Origin of the sequence: Marivivens aquimaris (assembly GCF_015220045.1) — a bacterium.
Lineage (GTDB): Bacteria > Pseudomonadota > Alphaproteobacteria > Rhodobacterales > Rhodobacteraceae > Marivivens > Marivivens aquimaris.
Window position 1 is genome coordinate 732,792 of the sequence record NZ_JADBGB010000001.1, and the last position, 20,105, is coordinate 752,896.

The following is a 20,105-nucleotide window of genomic DNA, read 5'->3' on the forward strand; positions in this document are numbered from 1 at the left end:
GGAAGGCCCGCGCCGCGCTGTGTTAGGTGTTGTTCACGTCATACAGACCAGACGTTGCCAGCCACGCGGCAGACGCGACCGAGCTTGCCGGATTGGTGCCGTCCAGATCGGTGTAGGTGTGCATCCAACGTAGGCCAGTTGGCGATCCACTCGCGTGGAATACCGACGAGTGATATTTCGCACCACGAACCCTGCCGCGTTCTAGATGCAGGCGGTGACTGCGGCTGTCAGCGTAGATCATCGACGTGGTAGACGTGCCAGACTGCGGGCCAATGTCGAAATCGCGGATTGAGCAATCCGGTGCGTCAGACCGCAGCACACGGCCCACGAATGCACCATCCTCCACGATGAGACGGCGCACATCGATATTGCGGGCGAAATTGTCCGAACCGCCAACGCCGAACTGCATCAACTGCGTGATGCCACCCGACGGAGCGCCCTTGAACCGCAGCGATGCCACCTCAAAATCAATCGCAGCCACGTCAAAAGGTGTGCGAGTGCGCGGGCTGTCGATGGTCACATCACCGATGCGGATACCCACGGGATAGTCGCTTTCGTTCAGAGAGCCTGACGCGGAGAAGCTGATGGGGTTCAGGCAGTTTTTCAGTAGACCATCACCGTATCTCACGTCAGTACACGCACCCTCCCCGCTGTGGCTGTGAGCCGACAGAACGAACGAGTAAGTCGCGTACCCCGCAGGTTGCCCACTGTAACCGTCGGGGTAAATGTCCTCTAAGCGGTACTGCTCGACATTGATCCGGTGCGCGTCATATTCCGGTTCGATACCTCGGTCACACCCGAGCGCATCAACCATGCCCACGCGGATATCCGAAAAGCGTTTGATGTGGAGTGCAGCCGACTGGCCCAATCGCGATCGGATGTCCCGCGCATGGATGTAGGCAATATCAACGTCCTCTGCGTCCTCACAGTCCACGCCGCCCGACAGGTCAGACACCCAGAGATAGCCAGCCCGCACGCCGCTCCCCAGCGCCAGACAGCGCGCGTAGTCGGAGTAGGCCGTCGTGTCTACAATATCCGCAGACGCATAGGCACTGGAGAAAGTCCGCATCGAGGCGACAATAGAGCCGTCTCCGATGGTCAGACCTCCATTCGTCTGGTCCTGAATGATGCCGCACCCGTCAGGGGCCGCAATGGCCGTGCGAGAGTACGCGGGCGTCGTGTAGGCGGTCGTCATGCGGTACATGGCGTCCAGCATGACAGGCTGTCCGCTCGCATAGGCCGCAGCAATCGCAGCGTCAGACGCAGATACCCCCGTCGGATCACCGCCATACATTCGCGGGGTGACATAAGCGCCGAACGCACCTGCAAAATCAGCGGGCGACATGCCGTAATCAGCGCCGTCCTGCTGAACGCGCACCTTTGCCGTAGACGACAGAGCGGCGGGCAGTTCTGGGTCATCCTCGAACAGCACTGGGGGTGTCCGGCCAGACGTGCGGGCGGTCCACGACCCCAAGAGCGCCTGCTCGGATGCAGACGCACCACGTGCTAGGACGCTGAATGTGGTCGTGCTGGTGCCACTGCCGCCTATTACATTCACCGCACCAGAAACAGACTGATCCAGATCAACCGATGTGGCAGCAAGGGTGCTACGCGATACCGTCGCGGCGGTGCCGTAATTGGGCAAAGCGGCAATCAGAGCCATACTCGCGGAGTTGCTGAGAAGGGACCAGATCGAAGGTGCGTTTACTTCTGTCACGTCGATGAATTGAGGGACGCCAGCGGTGTAGGTCGATTTCTGGAATGTGGTCCTGCTGGACCCAGCTTCGAATTGCGGGCCTTTGAAGCGCAAAGTGATGTCAATGGCCCCGCTGCAATTCAGGCGGACTTGCGGCAGAGCATATGCTGCCGTCGCTGGGGCTGTCGCAGTCATGCTGCGGATGCCGACGCCAGACCCTTTAAAATCAGTGCCGTCGGTAACCTGACTGATGTAGCCGCCGCCGCTGGTGCGCCAGACAGTCTGGAGCGTGACGCTGTTGATATTGGTCGCGCTGCCAGCAATGACGCCAGAATACAGAGACCACATCATTACATCGTCAGCATCAACCGCAACGTCGGTATTGCTGCCCGCAAATTGGACGATGCCAGCCGATCCGGGAGAACCAGTCAGGCGAATGTCCACATAGGGCAGACCATCGGTATCCGTACCTGTGGCGATGATTTCGCGGGCAATCGTGCCGCCTGATACGCCGACCAGTCCGGGCAACGTGCCGGGCGATCCTACAACAGCGCCAGACAGAGCCGAGTTGGCAAAACGCTGACGCAGGCCGCCGTCTGGGGTGCGCTGGAGGTACGGGCGGTTGGATAACGTAGCCTGCTCTGCGTAGAGACTCCCGCTTTCCGTCACGAGCCGCGCCGATGCAATGCGATCACCGGCAGACGTAGCTAGGGTAGTGCGGGCCGTATCCGTCCAGACATTCTCCGCAGCAGGGTCCAGCGGTAGCAACGTTACGCCTGCGTCACCATCGCGCAGCGCCTGACGTGGCGACCACGCAAGATTGACGACATCCGATGCCGCGGTCAACGCTGTGAAAGACGCATCTCGCGCGGCGAGGGCGCGGTCTGCGGCGGGCACAGCAATATCTCTAGCAAGCTGCGAGGCCACCGCCGAAGCATTTGCAGCACTCGCCATGGTCGCCAAAAGGTCTACGTCGTCGGCCCCAGCGACCTGACGCACGTCAGTGATGTCGCGAGCGTCGAGCAGCACGATGCTGGTCGTGTGGTCCGCTCCATAGAGCCGGATGAACGGCCGCACGAGCGGGACCGACGAAGCGATCTCGATGTCCGGGTTCAGGAGAGCATCTGCATAGCCAAAGGTGAACTGCACGTAGTGCAGCCCATGAGCCATCCGCAGCACAATGCTTTCGCCAATGTAGGGGTTCTCGGAGGACGCGGTGTAGTCGCCACGCATCGGGTTCACGCCGAACTCGACGGTGCCGCCGTTCGGATCATCCGGATTGTCGGTGCGGTATACCAGCGCGGAAAACTTCCAGATTTGACCGGGGCGCAGCTGCACGGTGTCGCGGCGGGCGATGACGGCTGCGGTATTCGTGACGGTGGCTACGCGACCAAGCGCCGCGCCGTTGAAGGTGCCAATCGGGAAGGTGAACCCCGCAACATCGTCGATCAGCGTGCAGCTCTTCGGATCAGCGTCGAGATCGGACGTGAAGGCACCCGGCGAGACGCCCGGCTGTGTGCCTGCAAAGCCACTGCCAGCAAGGTCGATGTCGTTGAAGTACCCCTGAAACTCATCACGAAGAGACGCGATTTCTTGAAGCGCGGCGGTGCTGGTCGGAAGGTCACCGATGCGGGACCAACTGCCAGCATCGGCAGCGCCGGATTTGAGGTAGGTGCCGCGAAGTGCGCCATCGGGATCACCCCAGACAAAACCGACCTTTCCTTCGGCCCATGTCAAATCCGCAGCTAGTTGTGCCAAGGTCTCTTTGCTCGGACCTGTGTAGCCGGTGAGAAGTGCACTCAGGCGCGCAATCGATAGTTGCTTGGTGCCGGAACCGTCATTCACCAGTACGCTGTCGGCGTTGGTTGCCGATTGAAGGTTGGTGGTTTTAATGCCCGTCGAAGCCATTTTAAGTACCCGTTAAACGATGTTGAAAGAGTGAGGGCCAGACGCTGGTCCGGCACTGCCATCGGCGTTGACTGCTTCAATCCAGATGAAGTGCTCGCCTTGATCGAGGCACGCCTTGGTCTCGCGATAGACGACGATCCGATCCAGCGTGCCGTTGAAGTCGGCCGAAGCTGCAAAGGCCAAGGTGTCATTGCCCGTCACGGCCTGAATGCGGTCAGCGAAAGGACCGTCAGCGCCGACCGCAACGCCTTCGCGCAGCGAGCCGTTCTGAAACTGCGGTGCCAGACTGCCTGCGGTCACGCCTGATAGTCGTCCGCTAATGCGGTAATATTTGCCGGAGGTTGCTTCGAAAGCGGACGATAGGTCGCCAGCTGCGCCCGCGATGTGAGCGAAGACATTCGTGCCTTCGGACCATCCGTCACCAAGCGTCCACGATGCAGGTGTCAGATCGGTTCGGGTGGCGTCGCCAAGAGCGAAGCTATAGGTCTGCGGATCGGTCGTGACGACGATCTCGCCAGCAAGATCGGCTTCGCGGTCGAGGATGTTAAATTGGGAGCGATAGATGCGCAGGGTTGCCGCGCCCTCATCCCCGGCAAGGCCGACCTTGACGAGAACGCCGCCGAGCTTTTCGGAGATCTCGATCTCGTCGTCATCAATGGCACTCGGGATGTCTGCGTCACCTTGACCGACAGTGATCGACAATATCGGGGCGTCCGGCCCCCACTGATCGGTTTCGCTACGGCCGCGCGCCGTCAGCTCGACCTCGTCTCCAGCCAGATAGTCGCTAATCGAGCAGCCACCTTCCGCGACCTCGATGTCAACTTGTGCCCAGCTGGTCGTACCTGCGAGACGATGCTTCACGCGGATTTCGGACGTCTCCACAATGCCCGAACCAGCTTCGACCAGAACGTCGATCTGGTTGGCGTCTCCGGTGGTCTTCTTGCCTGACGTCACGCTGACGAAGCGCGGGGCGCTCGGTTGCAAGAGGTTGTCGTCGATCTCGGCTCCTACGCGCGGCGACCACTCCGGCACGACCGTAGCGGCGAGTTCAGTGTCGATATCGAGGCCAGCGGGCAGAGTGTGAATGATGCGGCAGCCGTCGTCGGTTTGCTCCACGCCGCGCACGATCCGGCGCTCGGTGAGCCGCGTCATCGTTCCGATTGACACTATGCTGCGGACGTCAGGATAGGGACCTTCCGCGTCGATCCGCACGAGCTGCTCGTTCAATACGGTGACCGGAGCGACCCGAGCTATCCCGATCGGATCATCTTTGCTGATGACGCGCCATTGGATAGCCAGCCCCGAAAGGGTTGCGCTCTCCAAGGCTGCGTCGAGCATAACTGTGTCGCCATTCACCTCTATTGCGCGGGCCGTGAGTGTGACGCTATCCAGAGCGTCATCGATATGGATGACCGTGTCGCCGCGCTGCACGACCGAGACGCGCCCGTCTTGCGTCACCTGCTTCTTGTTCGGACGGTGCTTCACTTCGAGCTGACGACGACGCGCTTCGATGAAGACTTCGTCGGCATAGACCTTTCCCGGCAGCGGCAGCGTCTCCAGCGGATCAAGCGGGCCTTCGTGATCCGGCCAAGGGATGATGCGCTGCGTCGGCTTGTAGTTGTTTTCGGCGTCAGGAAACTTTACGACGAAACCAGCGGGCGGCGTTCCATAGGACCGCGCCCAGCTGCTGCCCCAACTGTTGCGCGGATTGATTTCGGCGATGACCGGATCAGCGTTAGTCGGACGGTCCGTTACGATTGACCATTGGCTGCCGTCGTGACGCGGCGTGGAACGCCCGGCGCCGGTGATCTCGGTCAGCACTTCGGCGAGGGTGAGATTGTCCTCTGTGTAATAGCGGTTGAAGGTCAGGTTGTTGGCAAAGCACCACTCGGCCCAGTCTTCAATCTGGACTAGGTTAAGCTCGGTATCGGCCGCCGGTATTGGAAGCGCTTCGGTCTGAAGCGCGGCACGGAAGGCATCGCCGGGGTTCTCGCTGAAGCGCTCGACCCATTGCCCAGTCTCGCTGTCCCACGACAACATCAGGCGGCTTGCGAGGCAGTTCAGGCTGTCCAGCTGGCCTTGCAACTGGTGGGTCGCTTTGATGCGAACAGCAATCAGCGCTAGCGGCCTCGGATAAGCCAAGGGATACTCGGGCCGGATTGTCTGCAAGCTAGCCCAGTTGACGCGCTGCTGGATTTTGCTGTCTTCGGTTTCGTCGGTCATCATGGTGCAGCGCACCTGCCAGCGGCCGCGCGTAGGCAGCCGCCACTTGTACTGCCGAAAGAAACCTTCGGCCTTCGCACGTGCGATCGTCAGTGTTTTGACCGGCTGCCATTCGTCAGCGTTGATCTGCCGCTGCTCGATCCGCACCTCGACGGTGTGCATCGCTTTTAGCCCATTGTCGTCGTAGCGCACCAAACCGCTCGGCCAAGCGAGGATCACACGCGCCCATTTGGCATCTGCCCCGGTGGAACGGACGACCGGTGTCTCGATCGAAGGCTCATCGCTGATCACTTCACCGGCCGTGTCGCGCGGCAGCGGACGTGTCAGTTCGGCACCGATCTGTTCCTCGAAGACTTGGCGAGGATAAATCTGCGACGGCAAGTCGTCAGGCAGGCCGGTGAAGACCTCAACCTCGACGTCGCTATAATCACCGATTGAGGTCTCTCCGATGCGGATGTCGTCAATGTCGATCGGACCTTCGCCAACGCAAAACAAGCTGCGAATGTACTGTTCTGATCCGTTGACTTCGGTGTAGGGCGCGGCAGCGAAAGGCGGTGCGACGCGCATCCGGCCAAAAAGGACCGGCACCGCGCCATCGGGGCGCATGTCGTTGCGCCAGCCTTGCACCGTGTAGGTGTTGCGGCGCGACGTGTCGGGGCGAATAGGTGGGATCAAGGCATTCAGTAGGAGGCCACCAACGACCGACAGAACGGTGGTCGTGATCGCCACCCCGACAGCCTCCGATACCCCAAGCCAGCCCGCGACGGTCGGCCCCCATGCGCCGCCCAGTGAGACGGCGGCAGCGGTGATGGCGATCGACAGGACTGTCTTCAGCGCGTCTTTACCGGCAATGACGCGGATGACGATCGTCACGCCTTGCTTCGGTCGCACGCATGACCAGCAGGCGCGGTTGACCAGCGTCGAGCCGTGAGGGGTGCAGAGCGAAACGCGGGTTCGCGACAGGATACGCTCTGAGACATCGCCAAGAGCAAACTGAACTGCCATGTCGAGTGTCATGCCTTCGGGTAGCGTGAGTTCCTTGCGCTCGGCGAAGTCGATATGACCGGCGGCGATGATCTTATTCATCAAGCGCCTCCATCAGTGACGTCAGACGGTAGTGACCCAAGAAGCGAGCTGACCATCGGCCGCAGGTGTAGTCTTCCGTAACGACGCCGCTTTCAGTGGCATGGATCATCAGGCGGTCATGGGTCTTGATGCCTACGTGCGAGGCCAGCGGACCGACGCGGAACAAGCAGATGTCGAAGGGGTGCGCCACATCAACTTTGCGCCAGAGCGGCGAGCTGGTGGCACCTGCGACCACTGCGGCGACTTCGGCTCGTTCTGCCGTCGTCGGATAGTCAGCGTAAGTCGGAAGATCGACGCCCAACTCTTCGCGATAGACGAGGCAAGGCAAGCCCCAGCAATCCACACCGGACCAGTCACGGCCCAGATCGGCCCACGGCAGGCTGATGTATTTCTGCGTCCAGATCATGAGTGAAGCCCCGGAAAATATTGGCGGGTCATGCGGCCCGCTGGCAGCATCTCCATTTCGATCTCCTCGCGGCTGAAGGTCATGCTGACCCGACCGACATCACCTTCCGCAGTCGTGAGTTTCAGCTTCAGCCATTCCTGTTCAGGGTCGTTCGGGCTGTCAGCAAAGACGAGCGCGATGGCAGCATCGGCAGGGCCGGTCAGCCCTTGCAGTTGGTCCGCCAGAGCCGTGTCGGCGTTCAGGATAACGAGGCTTGCGTTGGCGGGTTCGTTCTCTTGGTCGGAGGGCGGCACGATGTCTGCGATAATCCAGAGCCAAGGCTCGGTCGCCGGGTTGGCACCCCGCCAAGTCGATCGCGTGCCGAAGACGATCGGATCGGACGACAACATCTCGGTGTTGTCGGTCGAGAGGCGGACCGGCTTTTCGAGGTCCGGATGCGTGATCTCAATCAGCAGGACTTCGACACCGTCAAAGCTCTCGGCTTCGGTCATCATGCGGGAATTGAGTGAGATGATGCGGTTCGTCATACGGGGAACACCTGCACGGTAAAAGCAACGCGGGTCTCGACGCCTTCACGGCTGTCGCTCGGCATCTGTTCGCCAAAGCTGCAAAGCCACTCTGCGGCGATCGTCAGAGGCTTGCCGTCAGCGCCGACGATTGGAGAGCCATCGGCGTTCAGCAACGGCGTGCCGTCTGTGATCGGATCAGGCATGCGGAATAGACCGGTGCCCTGCGCCGTGGTCTCTTCAAAGAAGCGGTCGAAAACAGCCAGTTGATCGCGGCTTAAAAGCACCGTTAACGACACCGTTTTCGCGGTGTTGCTGAAGCGCTTGCGGAAGGACTGCGGACCTTGAGACGGCGTGCGGACGATGCGGGCGTCCTGACGTTCGCGGCGGTAGGTGTTGCGCTCGGGGCGCGGCAGGTCGGTGGGCCAAGTGCTGATCATGTGCGTGCGATCCCGGCGCGGGTGAGGCCATACTCGGACTGCATCGCGCGGGCGCCTTTGCCGCCTCGCACGGTGATACCTTCGCCGACGGCGTCGGACATGATGAACCGGCGCTGGCGCTGGCCACGGCTGTCGATCGTCTCTTCTTGGACGACATCATGCCGTTGCGACGACTGGTCGATGAATTCGAAGTTGACCACTGGTGGCAGCGACTGGGGCTGCGTCGCCAGATTGGCGGGCTGCGGTGCGAGGAGGGCGCGGCGTGTGATCTCTGCGGTAAGATAGGTAACAGGCCCGGAGACGGCCATCTCGACGCCTTCTTCGTGCGCGATGTGACTGCCGCCGGGATGATAACCGGCGTTGGCATATTTGGGCATCGTCTTGACGCTGGCAGCCGTTGTCGCGGTCGGCACCGTGCCTGCACTTCCTGCGGCCGGAAACATCGCTTCCGCTACCATGCCGAGCAGGCCACCATTTTGCTGCGTGCCAAATACGTTGGCGAAGGGGCCTTCACCGAGCAGTGCTGCCTGAAGGATGACTTCTTCCATGATATCGAGGAGCGACATGAAGACGTTTTCGAGTGCGTTGCCCTCGGAGCGCAGAGCGTCGATGACCTCCATGCCGCTGTCCTTCAGCCAGTCGCGCTTTTCCTTCAGCAACTCGGCTGCGCGGCCCTCTTCTTCCCGCTGGACGAGCAGGGCGCTGATCTGTTCGCGCTCGGCAGCGGTGGCTGCTGCCATCTCTTGCGACATGCGGATCAGTTCCTGCTTTACAGGATCGGCTTCGCGCATGATCGCGATGTCTTGCTGCAGGCTGGCGATCAGATCGGTGACGGCTTTGCGTTCGCGCTCAAGGTCGGTCGCAGCGCGTCCGGCGGCGCGACCGCTTTCGGTCTGCGCAGTGGTCATGTCACCGATTTCGGCTGTCAGCTTGGCGTTCTCGGTCGCAGTTTGGCGGGCACCTTCGGACAGGCGATTGAGGGCGATCTGTCCGAGGAAGCCGAACTCCTCCATCGCTTCGCCGTTTTCCATGATGACACGCTGTGCAGCCAGCTCGCCTTCGATTTCGGGGCGGGATGCACCAGCGGCCATCATATCGCGCTCGGTGGTCAGCAGTGTCGTCTGCTGTTCCTGCGAGATTTGGCCGGCACGGGCCTGACCGATCGCAGACATCAAGCGTTGCGCCTTGCCGATCAGCGTGCCGAGTTTGCCGTCGAGTGTGATGGCATCAGTGATGGCACGGCTGAAGCCGATCTGGTCGGCCCAGCGGGCCAGCTCGGCGGCAGCAAGTTTCGCGGCAGAGATACCATTCTCGGCATCATAGGCCTGCATCGCGGCGGTCTGCAGCTCGTCGGCGACTTCTCCAGTCAGACCCTTCTCATCGATCAGGGCGGCGGTCGCTTCGCGGTAGGCATCGCGGCGCATGGCCAGCACGGTCAGGCTATCTTCGCCGGTGCGCTTGATGGCCAAGGCGAGATCGCGCTGTTGCTCATAGCTGCGGATCATGTCTTCGGCCATCTGCGCTTGCGCGGCAGTCGATGCGCCATCGCCGAAAAGCGACAGATCGAGCGCCTGCAGCTTCAGGCCGTTGCGCAGGCCTTCGGCAAGACTCATTGCCAGTTCGCGGGCGCTTTCATTGGTGCCGTTTTCGCCATCGGTGACACTGTTCAGAACTGTGAGCAGCTCACGAGCTGCGGTCGTTTGTGCGTCGACCCCGTCTGCAGTCTTCAGGTCAGATGCCGCGACCATCAGCGCAGCCGCTTCGTCTGCGGTCACACCAAAGGCTTCGCTTAGATCATCGAGTTTCGAGCGGACGTCGCCAAGGGCGTCGATCTCGGCTTGGATGGCTACGAGGCGAGTGTTTAGGGCTGCGGTATCGGCACCGTACCCGTCACCATCTTCGGTGATAGCCTCAATCTCGGCGACGGTATTGGCGTATTCGATCTGCAGCTGGCGACGAGCTTCCAGCGCAGCGAGGACATCATCGGCGCTGTCATATGACGTGCTGCCAAATGCATCGCCAAGGTCGCGGGCCACGTTGCCGAACGAGCGGCGCGCATCCATCTCGGCCATGTCGCGTTCGAGTTCGAGGATTTCGCGGGCGACTTCGGCGTTAGCGCCATATTCGCTTCGCAGGCTCGACAGGCCGCGACCAGAAGCATTTGATGCACCTTCGAGACGGTTCATGGCCTCTGCGAGGAGATCTACTTCTTCGCGTGCCTTTGCGGTCGCGTCGGCGGTCTGCATGAGGGCCGGAATGGCGGTCGCACCCACGGCAAGCGCACCGCCGAGGAGGACGCCAGCCATACCGCCGGACAGCGCCAAAATGTCAGGCAGCTGCACCATCAGCGCGGTGTAGTAGTCCTTGGTGACAGCGCCCATTTGGGCCGTCTGGTTCAGCTGGAAGGCCAGCATCTTGACCTTGTAGCTGGCGTCGGAAGCAGCGTTACCCGTGGCTGCAATTGCGGTACTGTTCGAGGTCATCCCCTGACGCGCAGAGGCAAGTAGCTGATCAGCATCCTTCTGCGCCAGCATTCCCGACTGCACCGCGGCTGCGACCTGCTTCTCGACTGCGATGAACTCTTCGCTCTTCTCAATCGCGGGCTGGTACTTATCGCGCAGGGCGTCGATTGCGGCCGCCTGATCTTTCATCGCTGCATTGAAGATGCTCGCAGAAGATGCGGCCGACTTATTGACGCGCTCGACGCCGGTGGTCTGATCGATGAGCTGCTGAACTGCGGTGCGTGTCTCGCCGACAGCAGCTTTGGCCTGTGAGGCGTTGGCTACGATTTCACCCTGAACCTTGAAGGTCATGCGTGGAGCGCCTCCGTTGCGCCTGCTTCAATCACTTGGACGTCGGACCATTGGTCCGGTGTGACTTCGATACCTGCCAGCCTCAGACCCGCTTCAACGCGGCTATAGTCGAGGCTCGCGACGTGTCCGCTCGGGCGGAATGCCCATTGGGTGGCGATTGCGAGGAAGGCGTTCAGCGCGGGAAGATGGCATCCCCAAACCTCAAAGCTGTCCTCGGCAATCGGGGCGGAAAGGGTGACGCCAAGCAGCGCAGCGTCAGCCTCGATCTCTTGCCATTCGGTCGGCGCATCTTCGAAGAGCTGCCCCGTGGCCCACGCCCGACCGATGGCTCTTAGTTTCCCGCTTTGGCCGAGATGATTTCCTTGGTGTATGCCTTAAAGAGGGCGTTCCGGATGTCGGGGCGGCGGATCATCGCGATGCACAAGTCGTCGTCGCAGACCATCGGCTTGTCATTCTCGTCGACCAGCTCATGGAAGGTAACAACGCGGTCCTTCACATAATCGATCATCTGTGCGTCGTTCGTGAGCGTGGTGTGAATGTCCGGCACGACTTGGAACGTCGTGCGGAGCATCTGTACTTCGACGCCAGTGTCGCCCGGTGTGACGATCTCGACATCGCGGGTGAAGGTCGGGGTCTTATTCACTTTGAACATGCGCGTGATCCTTAGGTCAGAACGAGGGTGAACTGGTCATTGCCGGTGCCCGGCAGCGGCACACCGCGCAGGGTCCAGCTCACGATGCCTTCGTCGTCCTGCGGCGCGGCTGGACGCTGAAGCTGGAGCGAAGGGGTGTTGACGGTGATAATGTTCCCGGCGTCCGTTCCGTGCGTGATGACGAGCGGCGTGGTCGAGGCGTCGAGGGCGATTTGATAAGGGTTGAAGGTCGTCACCGGCAGCGCGTCGGTCTGCATTTCAACGACTTCGGCGCGGTCGGTGATCCGGACCTCTTCGGTGCCCATGAGGAAGCGCGGCTTCACCTGTTGGCCCATATCGAGCGAAAAGCTCTTCATCGTGAACGCAACACCTCCGAGCGTGTGGACGGGCGTGTTCGCATTGCTGGCAACAATCGGCGCGATCCACTTGGTATAGTCCGGGGAAGCGGGTGCATTCTCGGTCGGGACTTCGAAGAGGCCGGTGAAGGTCCATTCGATCATCGGAATGCCGCTGGACATGATCACGATCTTCGAAGAACCACGCGCGCCTTTCAGCACGTAGCGCGTCGATGCGATCGTGAAATGAAAGATCAGGCTCTCGTGCCCATCGGTGACCGGATTGTAGGTCACGGAGGTGTCGGCAACGATGGTCTCGGCAAGACCGGCAGCGCGGGCCAACACGCCCCACGCAGGCGCGACACCGGCAGCGCCCGAGCCTGCGAATTCAGTCTTGAAGGTCAGCTTGGAATGCAGTCCGACAGGCAGGGTGGCCTGCGCGCCCATAAACGGGCGTTCGATGTTGCGGGCGACATCCGAGCCTTCCATCGGCGAGATCGACATGTCGATGCCCATGATTGCATTCGCACCGGCGGTCGGGTTGCCGCCTTGGCCGTAGGTGCCTTCGATGACGGCGAGCATCAGCTTCTTCTTCCACGACAGGGACATCAGTCAGCTTCCTTCTTTGCAGTGGTTTTGGTGAGCGTGCCCTCGGCTTCGAGGACGTAGCTGCCGCCGGACTGGGGCAGCGGGTGGACCGACTGCGCGGTCGCGGGCGGGGCGGATTGCTTGGCGGAACGGCGGGTCATGCGGGGGTGAACCTCAGCTGGTCTGTGATGACGAAGTCGATCTGGTAGACGAAGGCGCCGTCCTGCTGGGCTGCGAGGCGGGCGCGGGTGAATTCGAAGGTGCCGACGTTGTTGGCAGACCATCCGGCTACTGCTTCGATGATCTGGCGAATGGTGACGTCGGCGCGGTCAGCGGCATCGGCACCGGCGGGATCGATGTCGCGAAACACGACGCAGACCGAGATGCCGTCCTTGACCGTTTGCTGGTAAAGATCGCCGATCGCGTTGGGGCGCGACGCGGTCAGGCCTTGGGTGATCACGTAGGCAGCGGGTGTCTGCTGCGGCAGCTGGCCATCGCGCAGCAGCGCTGCAAAGGCTGCCATGCGCTCGACACTGCGCAGGTCAGGCACCAGATCGGCAACGCGGCTGGTTACGGCATCGATCATCAGATGAAGCCTTTAAGATTGCTGCCGGTCATGGGGCGGTCGCGGTCAGTGGTGTAGACTTGGCTGGTGTGCGCGCTGGTCGGCTCCACGCCTTCGATGTCGAGGAGGATTTCGCGGCGGCCGATCTTTTCCAGATTGCGCAGCGCGTCGCGGTAGTCGTTCGTTGCTTTCTCGTCGGCCTGATAGATGTGCAGCTTGTAGAAGGTCAGCGCTCCGGCGATACCGACGAGCATCATCGGCACTGCAGAGACCGGCAGCTTGTAGACCTTTGCGATGTGGGCATCGATCAGCGCGTCTGCATCGGTGATCGCGCGGTTCAGAACGTCGTCGTCGATGACGCCGGTCTTCGGTGTGCCGCGATCCGTCAACTTGGTCAGGACGTTGGCGCTATAGCGATCGGTCAGCTGTGCGCGGGTGATGTAAGACATCGTTAAACTCGGTTTTAAGGGGGTGTTTCCGGCCCGTTAAAGGGCCGGAATGTGGTGTTAGCTGGCAGGCGTGATGGACACGGTCAGGACGGGATCGTCCTGAAGTGCCTTCAGCTCGCCTTCCTTGAGATCGTCGAGGTCGATGTCGGTGGTCTCGTGCGTAAACTTCTGACCGATGCGCCAGCGGCCTTTCTTCGGACCTTTGACGTGGACCGTGCCGCCGTACTTCGGCTCTGCTTTCGCAAGTTCTGCTGCCTTCGCATCGGCGTCGGCCTTTGCTTCGGCATCCGCCTCTGCCTTGGCTTTCGCTTCGGCCTCGGCTTGCTCTTTCGCCGCTGCCACTGCCTCTGCTTGGGCCTTTGCGTCAGCTTCGGCGGCTTTGGTGTCGGCGTCGGTTGCCACTTCGGTCGCGGCCGTTTTATCGACCTCCGAAGCAGCGGTTTTCTTGGTGATGCGTGCCATCAGATCAGCCCCTTATGCAGTCAGGTACGGGACGACGAGCAGCTCGGCGGTGCCCTGAAGGGTGTTGGTCGCACCTGCAGCATTGCGTTCTGCCAGCAGCAGCTCGCGTGCGGTGTCTTCCAGCTCGGGCGGGACGACGAGGGTGTCGCCGACCACGTTCAGGACGCGGCCTTGATCGCCCTTCATTTCGCGCAGCATCTTGCGGGCTGCTTTCAGAGAGGCCGCATCGAGCGCCGTCTTCGCGCCGATCGCCAGCTGCGGGTAGGTGTAGCCAGCAGCTTCGCGCGTATCGACGCCGTAGACGAATTCCTTGCGACTGAAGACCGGCTCGTCGGTGGGCTTATCCATCGATACGAATTCGGCTTTCTTGCGCTGCTGATAGATCAGCGGCTTGATCTTGCCCTTGGCCTTCATGAAGAACCACGGCGTCGACGACCCGGTGAGGATGTTGGAATAGGTGGTTTCTTTGCCGTTCTTGTCGATCGTCGGGTGATCGGCGTCGAAGTAGGGCTGACCGTCAAAGCATTCGGCCTCAAAGCTTTTGCTCAGAGCATCGAAAACGAGCTGGTCGGGATGCTGTGCAGCCATTTCGCCCAGGTTGGCGAACAGCATATCGTACTGACCCAGTTCGTCGTCTTCGATATGATCGCGGTTCACGCCGACTGTGCTTTCGAACGGTTTGTTCTGCAGCGTATAGGCGTTTTCGCCGAGCGATTTGATCAGGCGCGCCCCAATCCATTCACGCATCCCCGGAAGGTCTTTCAGCCAACCGTAGACATTCGCGCTTGAAGTCGAGGTCACGGTTGTTGCGACGCGGGTATGATAGGTTTCGACCTGATCGAAGGCCTGTTGGAAGCTGGTTTTGAAACCCACGCGCAGGGCTTCGAGGTTCGGATTGTTGATAAGCATCGTTGTGTCCTTTAGGCGGCGGCCGGATCGGCAGCGCGGGTGAGGGCTTCGTTGAACTCGACAGCGACACCTTCGGCGAGGATGTCGGACACGATGCCTGCACGGCTGCGTGTCGAGGAGGCGGAGGTGCGGGCGACCGTGTGATCGTCGACGATCCAGCACGCCTTGCCGATGTCGGCGGCGGTCAGCTCGTCAGCACCGGTCGAATTGTCGAGAATGGCGGTGTTGACGCGGTACTCGACCGACGCAGCACCTGCCGCGCCGTCCGAGTTATCGACGGTCTGGTAGGCAACGCCTGCACCGACGAGACCGGTTGCGGTCTGGCCTTTGGTGAGATGACCCGCAGCATTACGAGCAATCATCGCACCTGCGAAGATGGAGGCGGCGGCGGCGAGGAGGCCGACGCGGGTCGGGCCGATGGCTTCGGCAGTTTGGCGGGGAGCGGTAAGCATGGCTGGTCCTTACTGTTCGGATTTGAGGGTTTCGGCGTAGGCGTCTTCGGAGATGCCGAGGAGCTTCGCGGCTTCGCGCTGCTCTGCGTTCAGCGCGACCTTGTCGTCGTCCTTGGCTTTCGACAGGTCGGCGATCGCGCCCGGCTCCAGAACCGGCATCGCGGCGATCAGCGCTTCGGTCCGCGAGGCGTCTTCGCTGTGCATCGCGATGTACGTGGCGCGCATAGGTTTCACACCGACGCGGCCCTTGGCGATCTCGCCGTCGACGAACGCTTCTGCGGCTGCCGTGCGGCGGGATGCGCGTTCGCTGTTGAGCTGCTTGGTGAGGTCCGAGCATTCGGCCTGCAGCGCAGTGATGTCCTGATCTTTGGTGGCCAGCTGCGACTGCAGAGCAGTGATGTTCTGATCCTTAGTCGCCAGCTGCGACTGCAGAGCGGTGTCTTCGACCGGGGCGGCGGTCTTGCCGATCGCTGCCAGAATTTCGTCTTCGGTCACGACTTCGGGGTCGAGGCCGAGGGCTTCGGCGAGTTTAGCCATGAAGGACATGTCGTTCATTTCCTGCTGATGAAGCGCAGTCAGACCGCGCAGGTTCGGGACATTGACGAGAGAGGCGCGAAGGATCGCGCCGATCTTGTGCTTGGGGTCATGGGTGATGACGGGGCTGATGCCGCGATAGGCGTGCGTGGTGACAAGCTCGCGGCCGGTCGCGGTCCAATCGACGCGGCCCCAGATGCCATCGTCGCGGGCTTCCATTTCCACAATCCAGCCACGGGCAGGCGCGGGGCCTCCTTTGGGTGCGGCAAGATCGGTGGCGTGGTTCTCGTCGATCGGCAGACGGTCGGTCCGCGCAAACGAAGCGGCGATGATCTCGGAAGCGGTTGCGACGTGGTAAGGGCCGCGCTGGTCATTGGTCTCCACGCGGCCGCCATCGGTGGCCGGAAGCAGGTGGACCCACTCGGGCGCACTGCCTTCGGTCACGTCGAGAGACGCATGAAGCGAGAGGGCGGTATGTGTGAAGGGTTTGTTCATGGCACGATCATCGCGTGCCCCCAAAAACGAAAACACCCGCAACGGATTGCGGGTATTTCATCTGGTCTGCCTAGGCAGCGTGACCGAAGTTTAAAGGTCCGTCAACGCCCCGTTAAACCGCCTGTCAAATACTCTTCAAAGGTGGCGATAATCGCCAGATTGTCGTCATCGGAGACGCCGATGAACGGGCGGGCTGGGATGTCGCCGAAGGGGAGAAGAACCGCAAAATCGTTGCCGTTCTTGTCGGTGCCTTCAGATAGGCCGAACGACCCGGCTTCGGCGCCATGCTGCATGACAGCCGAATAGATCAGGGATGAACCCCAGCTGACGCCTTGGCTGCTGACCTCGTAAGAGATTTCGGATGCGAGGCGTCCAGACGGGCCATGAAGCGGGGCGGTGTTGGCCCGACCTTCAGACTTGGCTTGACGTGCGATGGTGTGCGGCGACTTGGGTGCCCAAGCAACACCATCCGGCCCTTTGCCGTCTCGGAAACGCTGTTTGGTTCGTTCGGTCATCAGTTCGCCGATGTCAGAAAACACCGGCTGCATGTCGTCGAGCTTGGCCTCGACCCGCCCCAGTGCTTCACCGAACTCGTCAGTGAACCGCAGCTCGATCGGTATCATGCGATGTCCTCGTCATCGCCGCTGTCTTCTGCCTCGTCATCAGCATCGGTTTCGGCCTTGCGAGATCCGGCGAGGAAAATGGCCATCTCTTTGGCGAAGCTGTCGCGTATTGGGCCTTCAGGCATGACGCTGACCTTCGCCTGCACGATGGTGTTGATCTCATTCGTGACGCTGGCGCCGGGTGCGTAGTCCCACCCTTTATCAATGCCTTTGGGTGTGCCGGTCTTGGGATCGATCAGATTCCAATCCTCGGGCAAGGTCTTGCTCGGGTCACCGCCGAGGCGGCGCGCCATTTCCATCGAGCGGGCTCCAAGGACATAGCAGCTGCAGCCCCAGCCGTTGACAGGCATGTGCTTTTCCCAGAACGGGTGATCGGCAGGCAGAACCAAACCATCCCATGCAAGATGTTCCGGGCGAGGGTTCAGGCTGTCGCCGTGCCGATAGATGAGGAACGGATAACCTGCCGCCCGCAGCTGGGCGAGGCGACCGGCCGCGTAGCTGGTCTTCGCATTGGTGCGGTAAATCACACGGGTCCGCCATGCTTCGCCTGCTTTGGTGCCTTCACCCGTCCAGCCGTGCCACCCTCGATCCTCGACGATGTTGTAGAAGTCCTTGCGAAACGCTTCGAGGCTCTGTCCGTCGGCGATGCTGCGCGTGACGGCGCGGGCGAGATCGTCGAGGAGATCGGCTTTCATGGCTCCGGCAACAACGAAGGCGCGGTCGTGTTGCGCGCCTTTCAGGTCGTCCCAAGCTTTGGTCGGGATCAGGTTTGTGCGGCGCAGCTCGAACGCGGCGATCTGCTCGGCGAAAGGCTGTCTCAGGCTGGCGCTGATCTCAGGCATCGGTCTCACCAGCAGCAGCTTCCACACCGCTCGCAGCGGCGACGGTCAAAGCCGATGTGATGGCTTCGGTCAGATCGCTCGTGTCGATCGACGGATAGGCCTCGCGGATCATCTCGCGTAGCTCAGGCAGATCAGACGCGCTTTCGGACATGGCAAAGATGCGGTCGATCATTGCCTGCACTACCGGTCCGACTTGGTCTTCCATCGGTGCAATGAAGGGCTTGCCGGAGGTCAATTCGCTCAGAGGGCCGTCAGAGGGCCGCTCTTGTGCTTGGGGCGCAACGATACCCGACAACTCGTCATAGCGTTTAAGCGGCGCGGAAAAACGTTTAACGGGGTCATTCGGGGCCTCGGGTGGAGTTGCAGGCGCGATCTGCGCGCCCATCGGATGCAAAATGCGGTCTTTTGCGTCCGGATCAGCGAGGCCGAACTTGTCGCGAACCTCCGACTCCGACACGCGCATGCCGCGGTCGATCGCCTTGCCGACACCTTCCATCCAGAGTGAGAGGTCTTCCGCCTCGGGCCTGCCGATGATGACGCGCGGGCTTTTTGCATCGGGGCCATAGTTCAGGGTTGTCCAAGGGCGGATCAGCTGGGCATTGACGACAGCCTGCAGCGCCTTCGCGTCTGCACGCTCGATGTCCTCTTGGACCTGTCTATGCTCTTTGCCCGAGCCAAGACCGCCGGTGACCGCATCGGTTGTCGCGGTTTGACCGAGGACCAGTTTTGAAACCTGTCGATCGAACCAGTCGGCGCGCTTCTCATAGAGGTCGGAAGATGCGCCGACGTTTCCGGCCTCGACGAATTCGATCTGCATGCTCTGAGGAATGATCGCTGCGCAATCGCCCGCGATGTTCGCCACCGCCTGAAAGAGCTTCCGGCGGTCATCCTCTGAGGCCCCCGTGTCGTACCTGCCCACGCGGATCGGCTGACCATAGGTCGCACTGAAAATGGCCCAGTCGCGCAGGGTGAAGGCTTTGAACAGATAGCTCCACATTGCGATCCGCGCGAGGCCGCTCCGAAGAGGCAGGCCGGACTTCGCCTTGAGGCGCGTGGTAATGAACTTGAAGCCCGGCAGTTCGCGAGTGCCGCCGTCGATACGGAGGAGCGGGCGGGCGAACGAGGTGCGGTCGAATTCGAAGAAGCGAGGGTCGCGGTATTCGAGGCGCGATGGCTGGAACTGTCCCATCGACATGTCCCAGATGATTTCAGTTATCGAATAGCCCTTGCCGATGGCGTCGAGCATGTCGAAGACTTCGTCGGCCAACTCGTCGCGGCGCAGCCACTGGCGCACTTCGTCGGCGCGGGCGACGTCGGCCGGATCCTCCGATGCGGCTTCGACAGTAAAGTCCAGCTGAGAAACAGAGCGGCGACGTGTGGACAGCACCCCGGTATAGTGCGGATCGCGCTCTTCGATTACCTCTGCAAGTTCGAGATAGCTGTTGGCATTGCCGCTCTCGGCTTCGCGCAGGATCGCGGCGAGCTTGTTCGGGTCAAGGCCGTCGCCCGGATGACCCGTCATCGGCGTGCGGACGCCGCCGTAGGTCGGGGCGGCGATTTCGGCGGTGAGGGTGGCGCGCTCGATCGGGCGGCCAAATGCGTCGAGTAGAGCCATCAGATTGCTTCCTCTTGAAGTAGTGCTGCGGTGCCTTGGCCCCAGCAGATCAACTCACCCTCGAACGGCTGGTGAGAGTAGGGCAGGCCATAGAGCTTCGTGAACCATGCTTTCATCTGCTCGAAGTCGGTGAAGCCATCGGCCCTCGCCAGCTCTTCCGGATCGGGCATGACACGCCCGTCGACGATGATGCGCTTCTGCTCGATCACGATGGACGCGGCAAAGATGCAGGTGACCCGCTTCAGCAGCTGGCAATTCTTCGTCCGCATACCGATGTAGAGTTGAAGCTCGTCACCAAAGACCGCGTGACCGTTTTTCCGAGCCGTGCGAATGGTCATGGACTTGCGCCCGCTGCGGACCTCTTCGGCGAACTGGGCGGCGAAGTTATAGGCTACCATTGAACAAACCTTTCTTCACTTTCGTCCGCTTCCGCGATGTCGAGCGACCGGAATAACCCGTGGCCATCCTGCAGAGGCATCGCGATATCCTTGGTCAGGATCAGGTGA

At 61.4% G+C, this 20,105-nt stretch carries 21 protein-coding genes; 1 reads left to right on the forward strand and 20 read right to left on the reverse strand.

Annotated elements, in window-relative coordinates; all coding sequences use genetic code 11:
* Window positions 1–22: 22 nt before the first annotated feature.
* The 7 genes from IF204_RS03735 to IF204_RS20325 are packed head-to-tail and all read right to left on the reverse strand — an operon-like array spanning window position 23 to window position 11,326.
* Window positions 23–3,604, reverse strand: a complete 3,582-nt coding sequence (locus IF204_RS03735) for a hypothetical protein (protein WP_194094784.1) — start codon at window positions 3,602–3,604, stop codon at window positions 23–25.
* A gap of 12 nt (window positions 3,605–3,616) precedes the next feature.
* Window positions 3,617–6,913: a TipJ family phage tail tip protein gene (gpJ, locus tag IF204_RS03740; RefSeq protein WP_228069052.1), complete on the reverse strand. Its 3,297-nt coding sequence runs from the start codon at window positions 6,911–6,913 to the stop codon at window positions 3,617–3,619.
* Window positions 6,906–7,319 carry an NlpC/P60 family protein gene (locus IF204_RS03745; protein ID WP_194094786.1) on the reverse strand — a complete coding sequence of 138 codons (414 nt, stop codon included), beginning with the start codon at window positions 7,317–7,319 and terminating at the stop codon, window positions 6,906–6,908. Before IF204_RS03745 ends, gpJ begins: the two co-directional genes overlap by 8 nt.
* Window positions 7,316–7,846: a hypothetical protein gene (locus IF204_RS03750; RefSeq protein ID WP_228069053.1), complete on the reverse strand. Its 531-nt coding sequence runs from the start codon at window positions 7,844–7,846 to the stop codon at window positions 7,316–7,318. The genes IF204_RS03745 and IF204_RS03750 overlap by 4 nt, the downstream gene beginning before the upstream one ends.
* Window positions 7,843–8,265, reverse strand: coding sequence for a hypothetical protein (locus tag IF204_RS03755; protein WP_194094788.1), 423 nt, complete (start codon window positions 8,263–8,265; stop codon window positions 7,843–7,845). The genes IF204_RS03750 and IF204_RS03755 overlap by 4 nt, the downstream gene beginning before the upstream one ends.
* Window positions 8,262–11,078 (reverse strand): coiled-coil domain-containing protein, encoded by a 2,817-nt coding sequence (locus IF204_RS03760; RefSeq protein WP_194094791.1) that lies wholly within the window; start codon window positions 11,076–11,078, stop codon window positions 8,262–8,264. Before IF204_RS03760 ends, IF204_RS03755 begins: the two co-directional genes overlap by 4 nt.
* Window positions 11,075–11,326, reverse strand: coding sequence for a DUF1799 domain-containing protein (locus tag IF204_RS20325; RefSeq protein WP_407658938.1), 252 nt, complete (start codon window positions 11,324–11,326; stop codon window positions 11,075–11,077). Before IF204_RS20325 ends, IF204_RS03760 begins: the two co-directional genes overlap by 4 nt.
* Here IF204_RS20325 and IF204_RS20050 point away from each other — a divergent pair.
* Window positions 11,264–11,413, forward strand: a complete 150-nt coding sequence (locus IF204_RS20050) for a hypothetical protein (protein ID WP_228069054.1) — start codon at window positions 11,264–11,266, stop codon at window positions 11,411–11,413. The two genes, IF204_RS20325 and IF204_RS20050, sit on opposite strands and share 63 nt — an antisense overlap.
* Here the strand turns inward: IF204_RS20050 and IF204_RS03770 are convergent.
* From IF204_RS03770 to IF204_RS03830, 13 genes are all read right to left on the reverse strand, one after another.
* The gene (locus IF204_RS03770) at window positions 11,410–11,730 is read right to left on the reverse strand and encodes a hypothetical protein (RefSeq protein WP_194094793.1); all 321 of its coding nucleotides are present in this window, start codon (window positions 11,728–11,730) and stop codon (window positions 11,410–11,412) included. The two genes, IF204_RS20050 and IF204_RS03770, sit on opposite strands and share 4 nt — an antisense overlap.
* A gap of 11 nt (window positions 11,731–11,741) precedes the next feature.
* Entirely contained in the window at window positions 11,742–12,674 is a 933-nt protein-coding gene (locus IF204_RS03775) for a hypothetical protein (protein WP_194094795.1), read from the reverse strand.
* The gene (locus IF204_RS03780) at window positions 12,674–12,814 is read right to left on the reverse strand and encodes a hypothetical protein (RefSeq protein WP_194094797.1); all 141 of its coding nucleotides are present in this window, start codon (window positions 12,812–12,814) and stop codon (window positions 12,674–12,676) included. Before IF204_RS03780 ends, IF204_RS03775 begins: the two co-directional genes overlap by 1 nt.
* Window positions 12,811–13,239, reverse strand: coding sequence for a phage tail terminator protein (locus tag IF204_RS03785; RefSeq protein WP_194094798.1), 429 nt, complete (start codon window positions 13,237–13,239; stop codon window positions 12,811–12,813). The genes IF204_RS03780 and IF204_RS03785 overlap by 4 nt, the downstream gene beginning before the upstream one ends.
* Window positions 13,239–13,667, reverse strand: coding sequence for a gp436 family protein (locus tag IF204_RS03790; protein WP_194094800.1), 429 nt, complete (start codon window positions 13,665–13,667; stop codon window positions 13,239–13,241). The genes IF204_RS03785 and IF204_RS03790 overlap by 1 nt, the downstream gene beginning before the upstream one ends.
* A 57-nt stretch (window positions 13,668–13,724) precedes the next feature.
* Window positions 13,725–14,129 carry a hypothetical protein gene (locus IF204_RS03795; RefSeq protein ID WP_194094802.1) on the reverse strand — a complete coding sequence of 135 codons (405 nt, stop codon included), beginning with the start codon at window positions 14,127–14,129 and terminating at the stop codon, window positions 13,725–13,727.
* 12 nt (window positions 14,130–14,141) lie between these two features.
* Window positions 14,142–15,038 (reverse strand): Mu-like prophage major head subunit gpT family protein, encoded by an 897-nt coding sequence (locus IF204_RS03800; RefSeq protein WP_194094804.1) that lies wholly within the window; start codon window positions 15,036–15,038, stop codon window positions 14,142–14,144.
* An 11-nt stretch (window positions 15,039–15,049) separates the two neighbouring features.
* On the reverse strand, window positions 15,050–15,490 hold the full coding sequence (locus tag IF204_RS03805; protein WP_194094806.1) for a hypothetical protein: 441 nt from the start codon (window positions 15,488–15,490) through the stop codon (window positions 15,050–15,052).
* A 9-nt stretch (window positions 15,491–15,499) separates the two neighbouring features.
* Window positions 15,500–16,519 (reverse strand): phage protease, encoded by a 1,020-nt coding sequence (locus IF204_RS03810; protein WP_194094808.1) that lies wholly within the window; start codon window positions 16,517–16,519, stop codon window positions 15,500–15,502.
* A gap of 101 nt (window positions 16,520–16,620) precedes the next feature.
* Window positions 16,621–17,142: a phage virion morphogenesis protein gene (locus IF204_RS03815; RefSeq protein ID WP_194094810.1), complete on the reverse strand. Its 522-nt coding sequence runs from the start codon at window positions 17,140–17,142 to the stop codon at window positions 16,621–16,623.
* Window positions 17,139–17,984, reverse strand: a complete 846-nt coding sequence (locus tag IF204_RS03820) for a phage head morphogenesis protein (RefSeq protein WP_194094811.1) — start codon at window positions 17,982–17,984, stop codon at window positions 17,139–17,141. The genes IF204_RS03815 and IF204_RS03820 overlap by 4 nt, the downstream gene beginning before the upstream one ends.
* Complete coding sequence (locus IF204_RS03825) at window positions 17,977–19,599, reverse strand: DUF935 domain-containing protein (protein ID WP_194094813.1); 1,623 nt, start codon at window positions 19,597–19,599, stop codon at window positions 17,977–17,979. The genes IF204_RS03820 and IF204_RS03825 overlap by 8 nt, the downstream gene beginning before the upstream one ends.
* Window positions 19,599–19,997, reverse strand: a complete 399-nt coding sequence (locus IF204_RS03830; protein ID WP_194094815.1) for an ASCH domain-containing protein — start codon at window positions 19,995–19,997, stop codon at window positions 19,599–19,601. The genes IF204_RS03825 and IF204_RS03830 overlap by 1 nt, the downstream gene beginning before the upstream one ends.
* Window positions 19,998–20,105 lie beyond the last annotated feature (108 nt).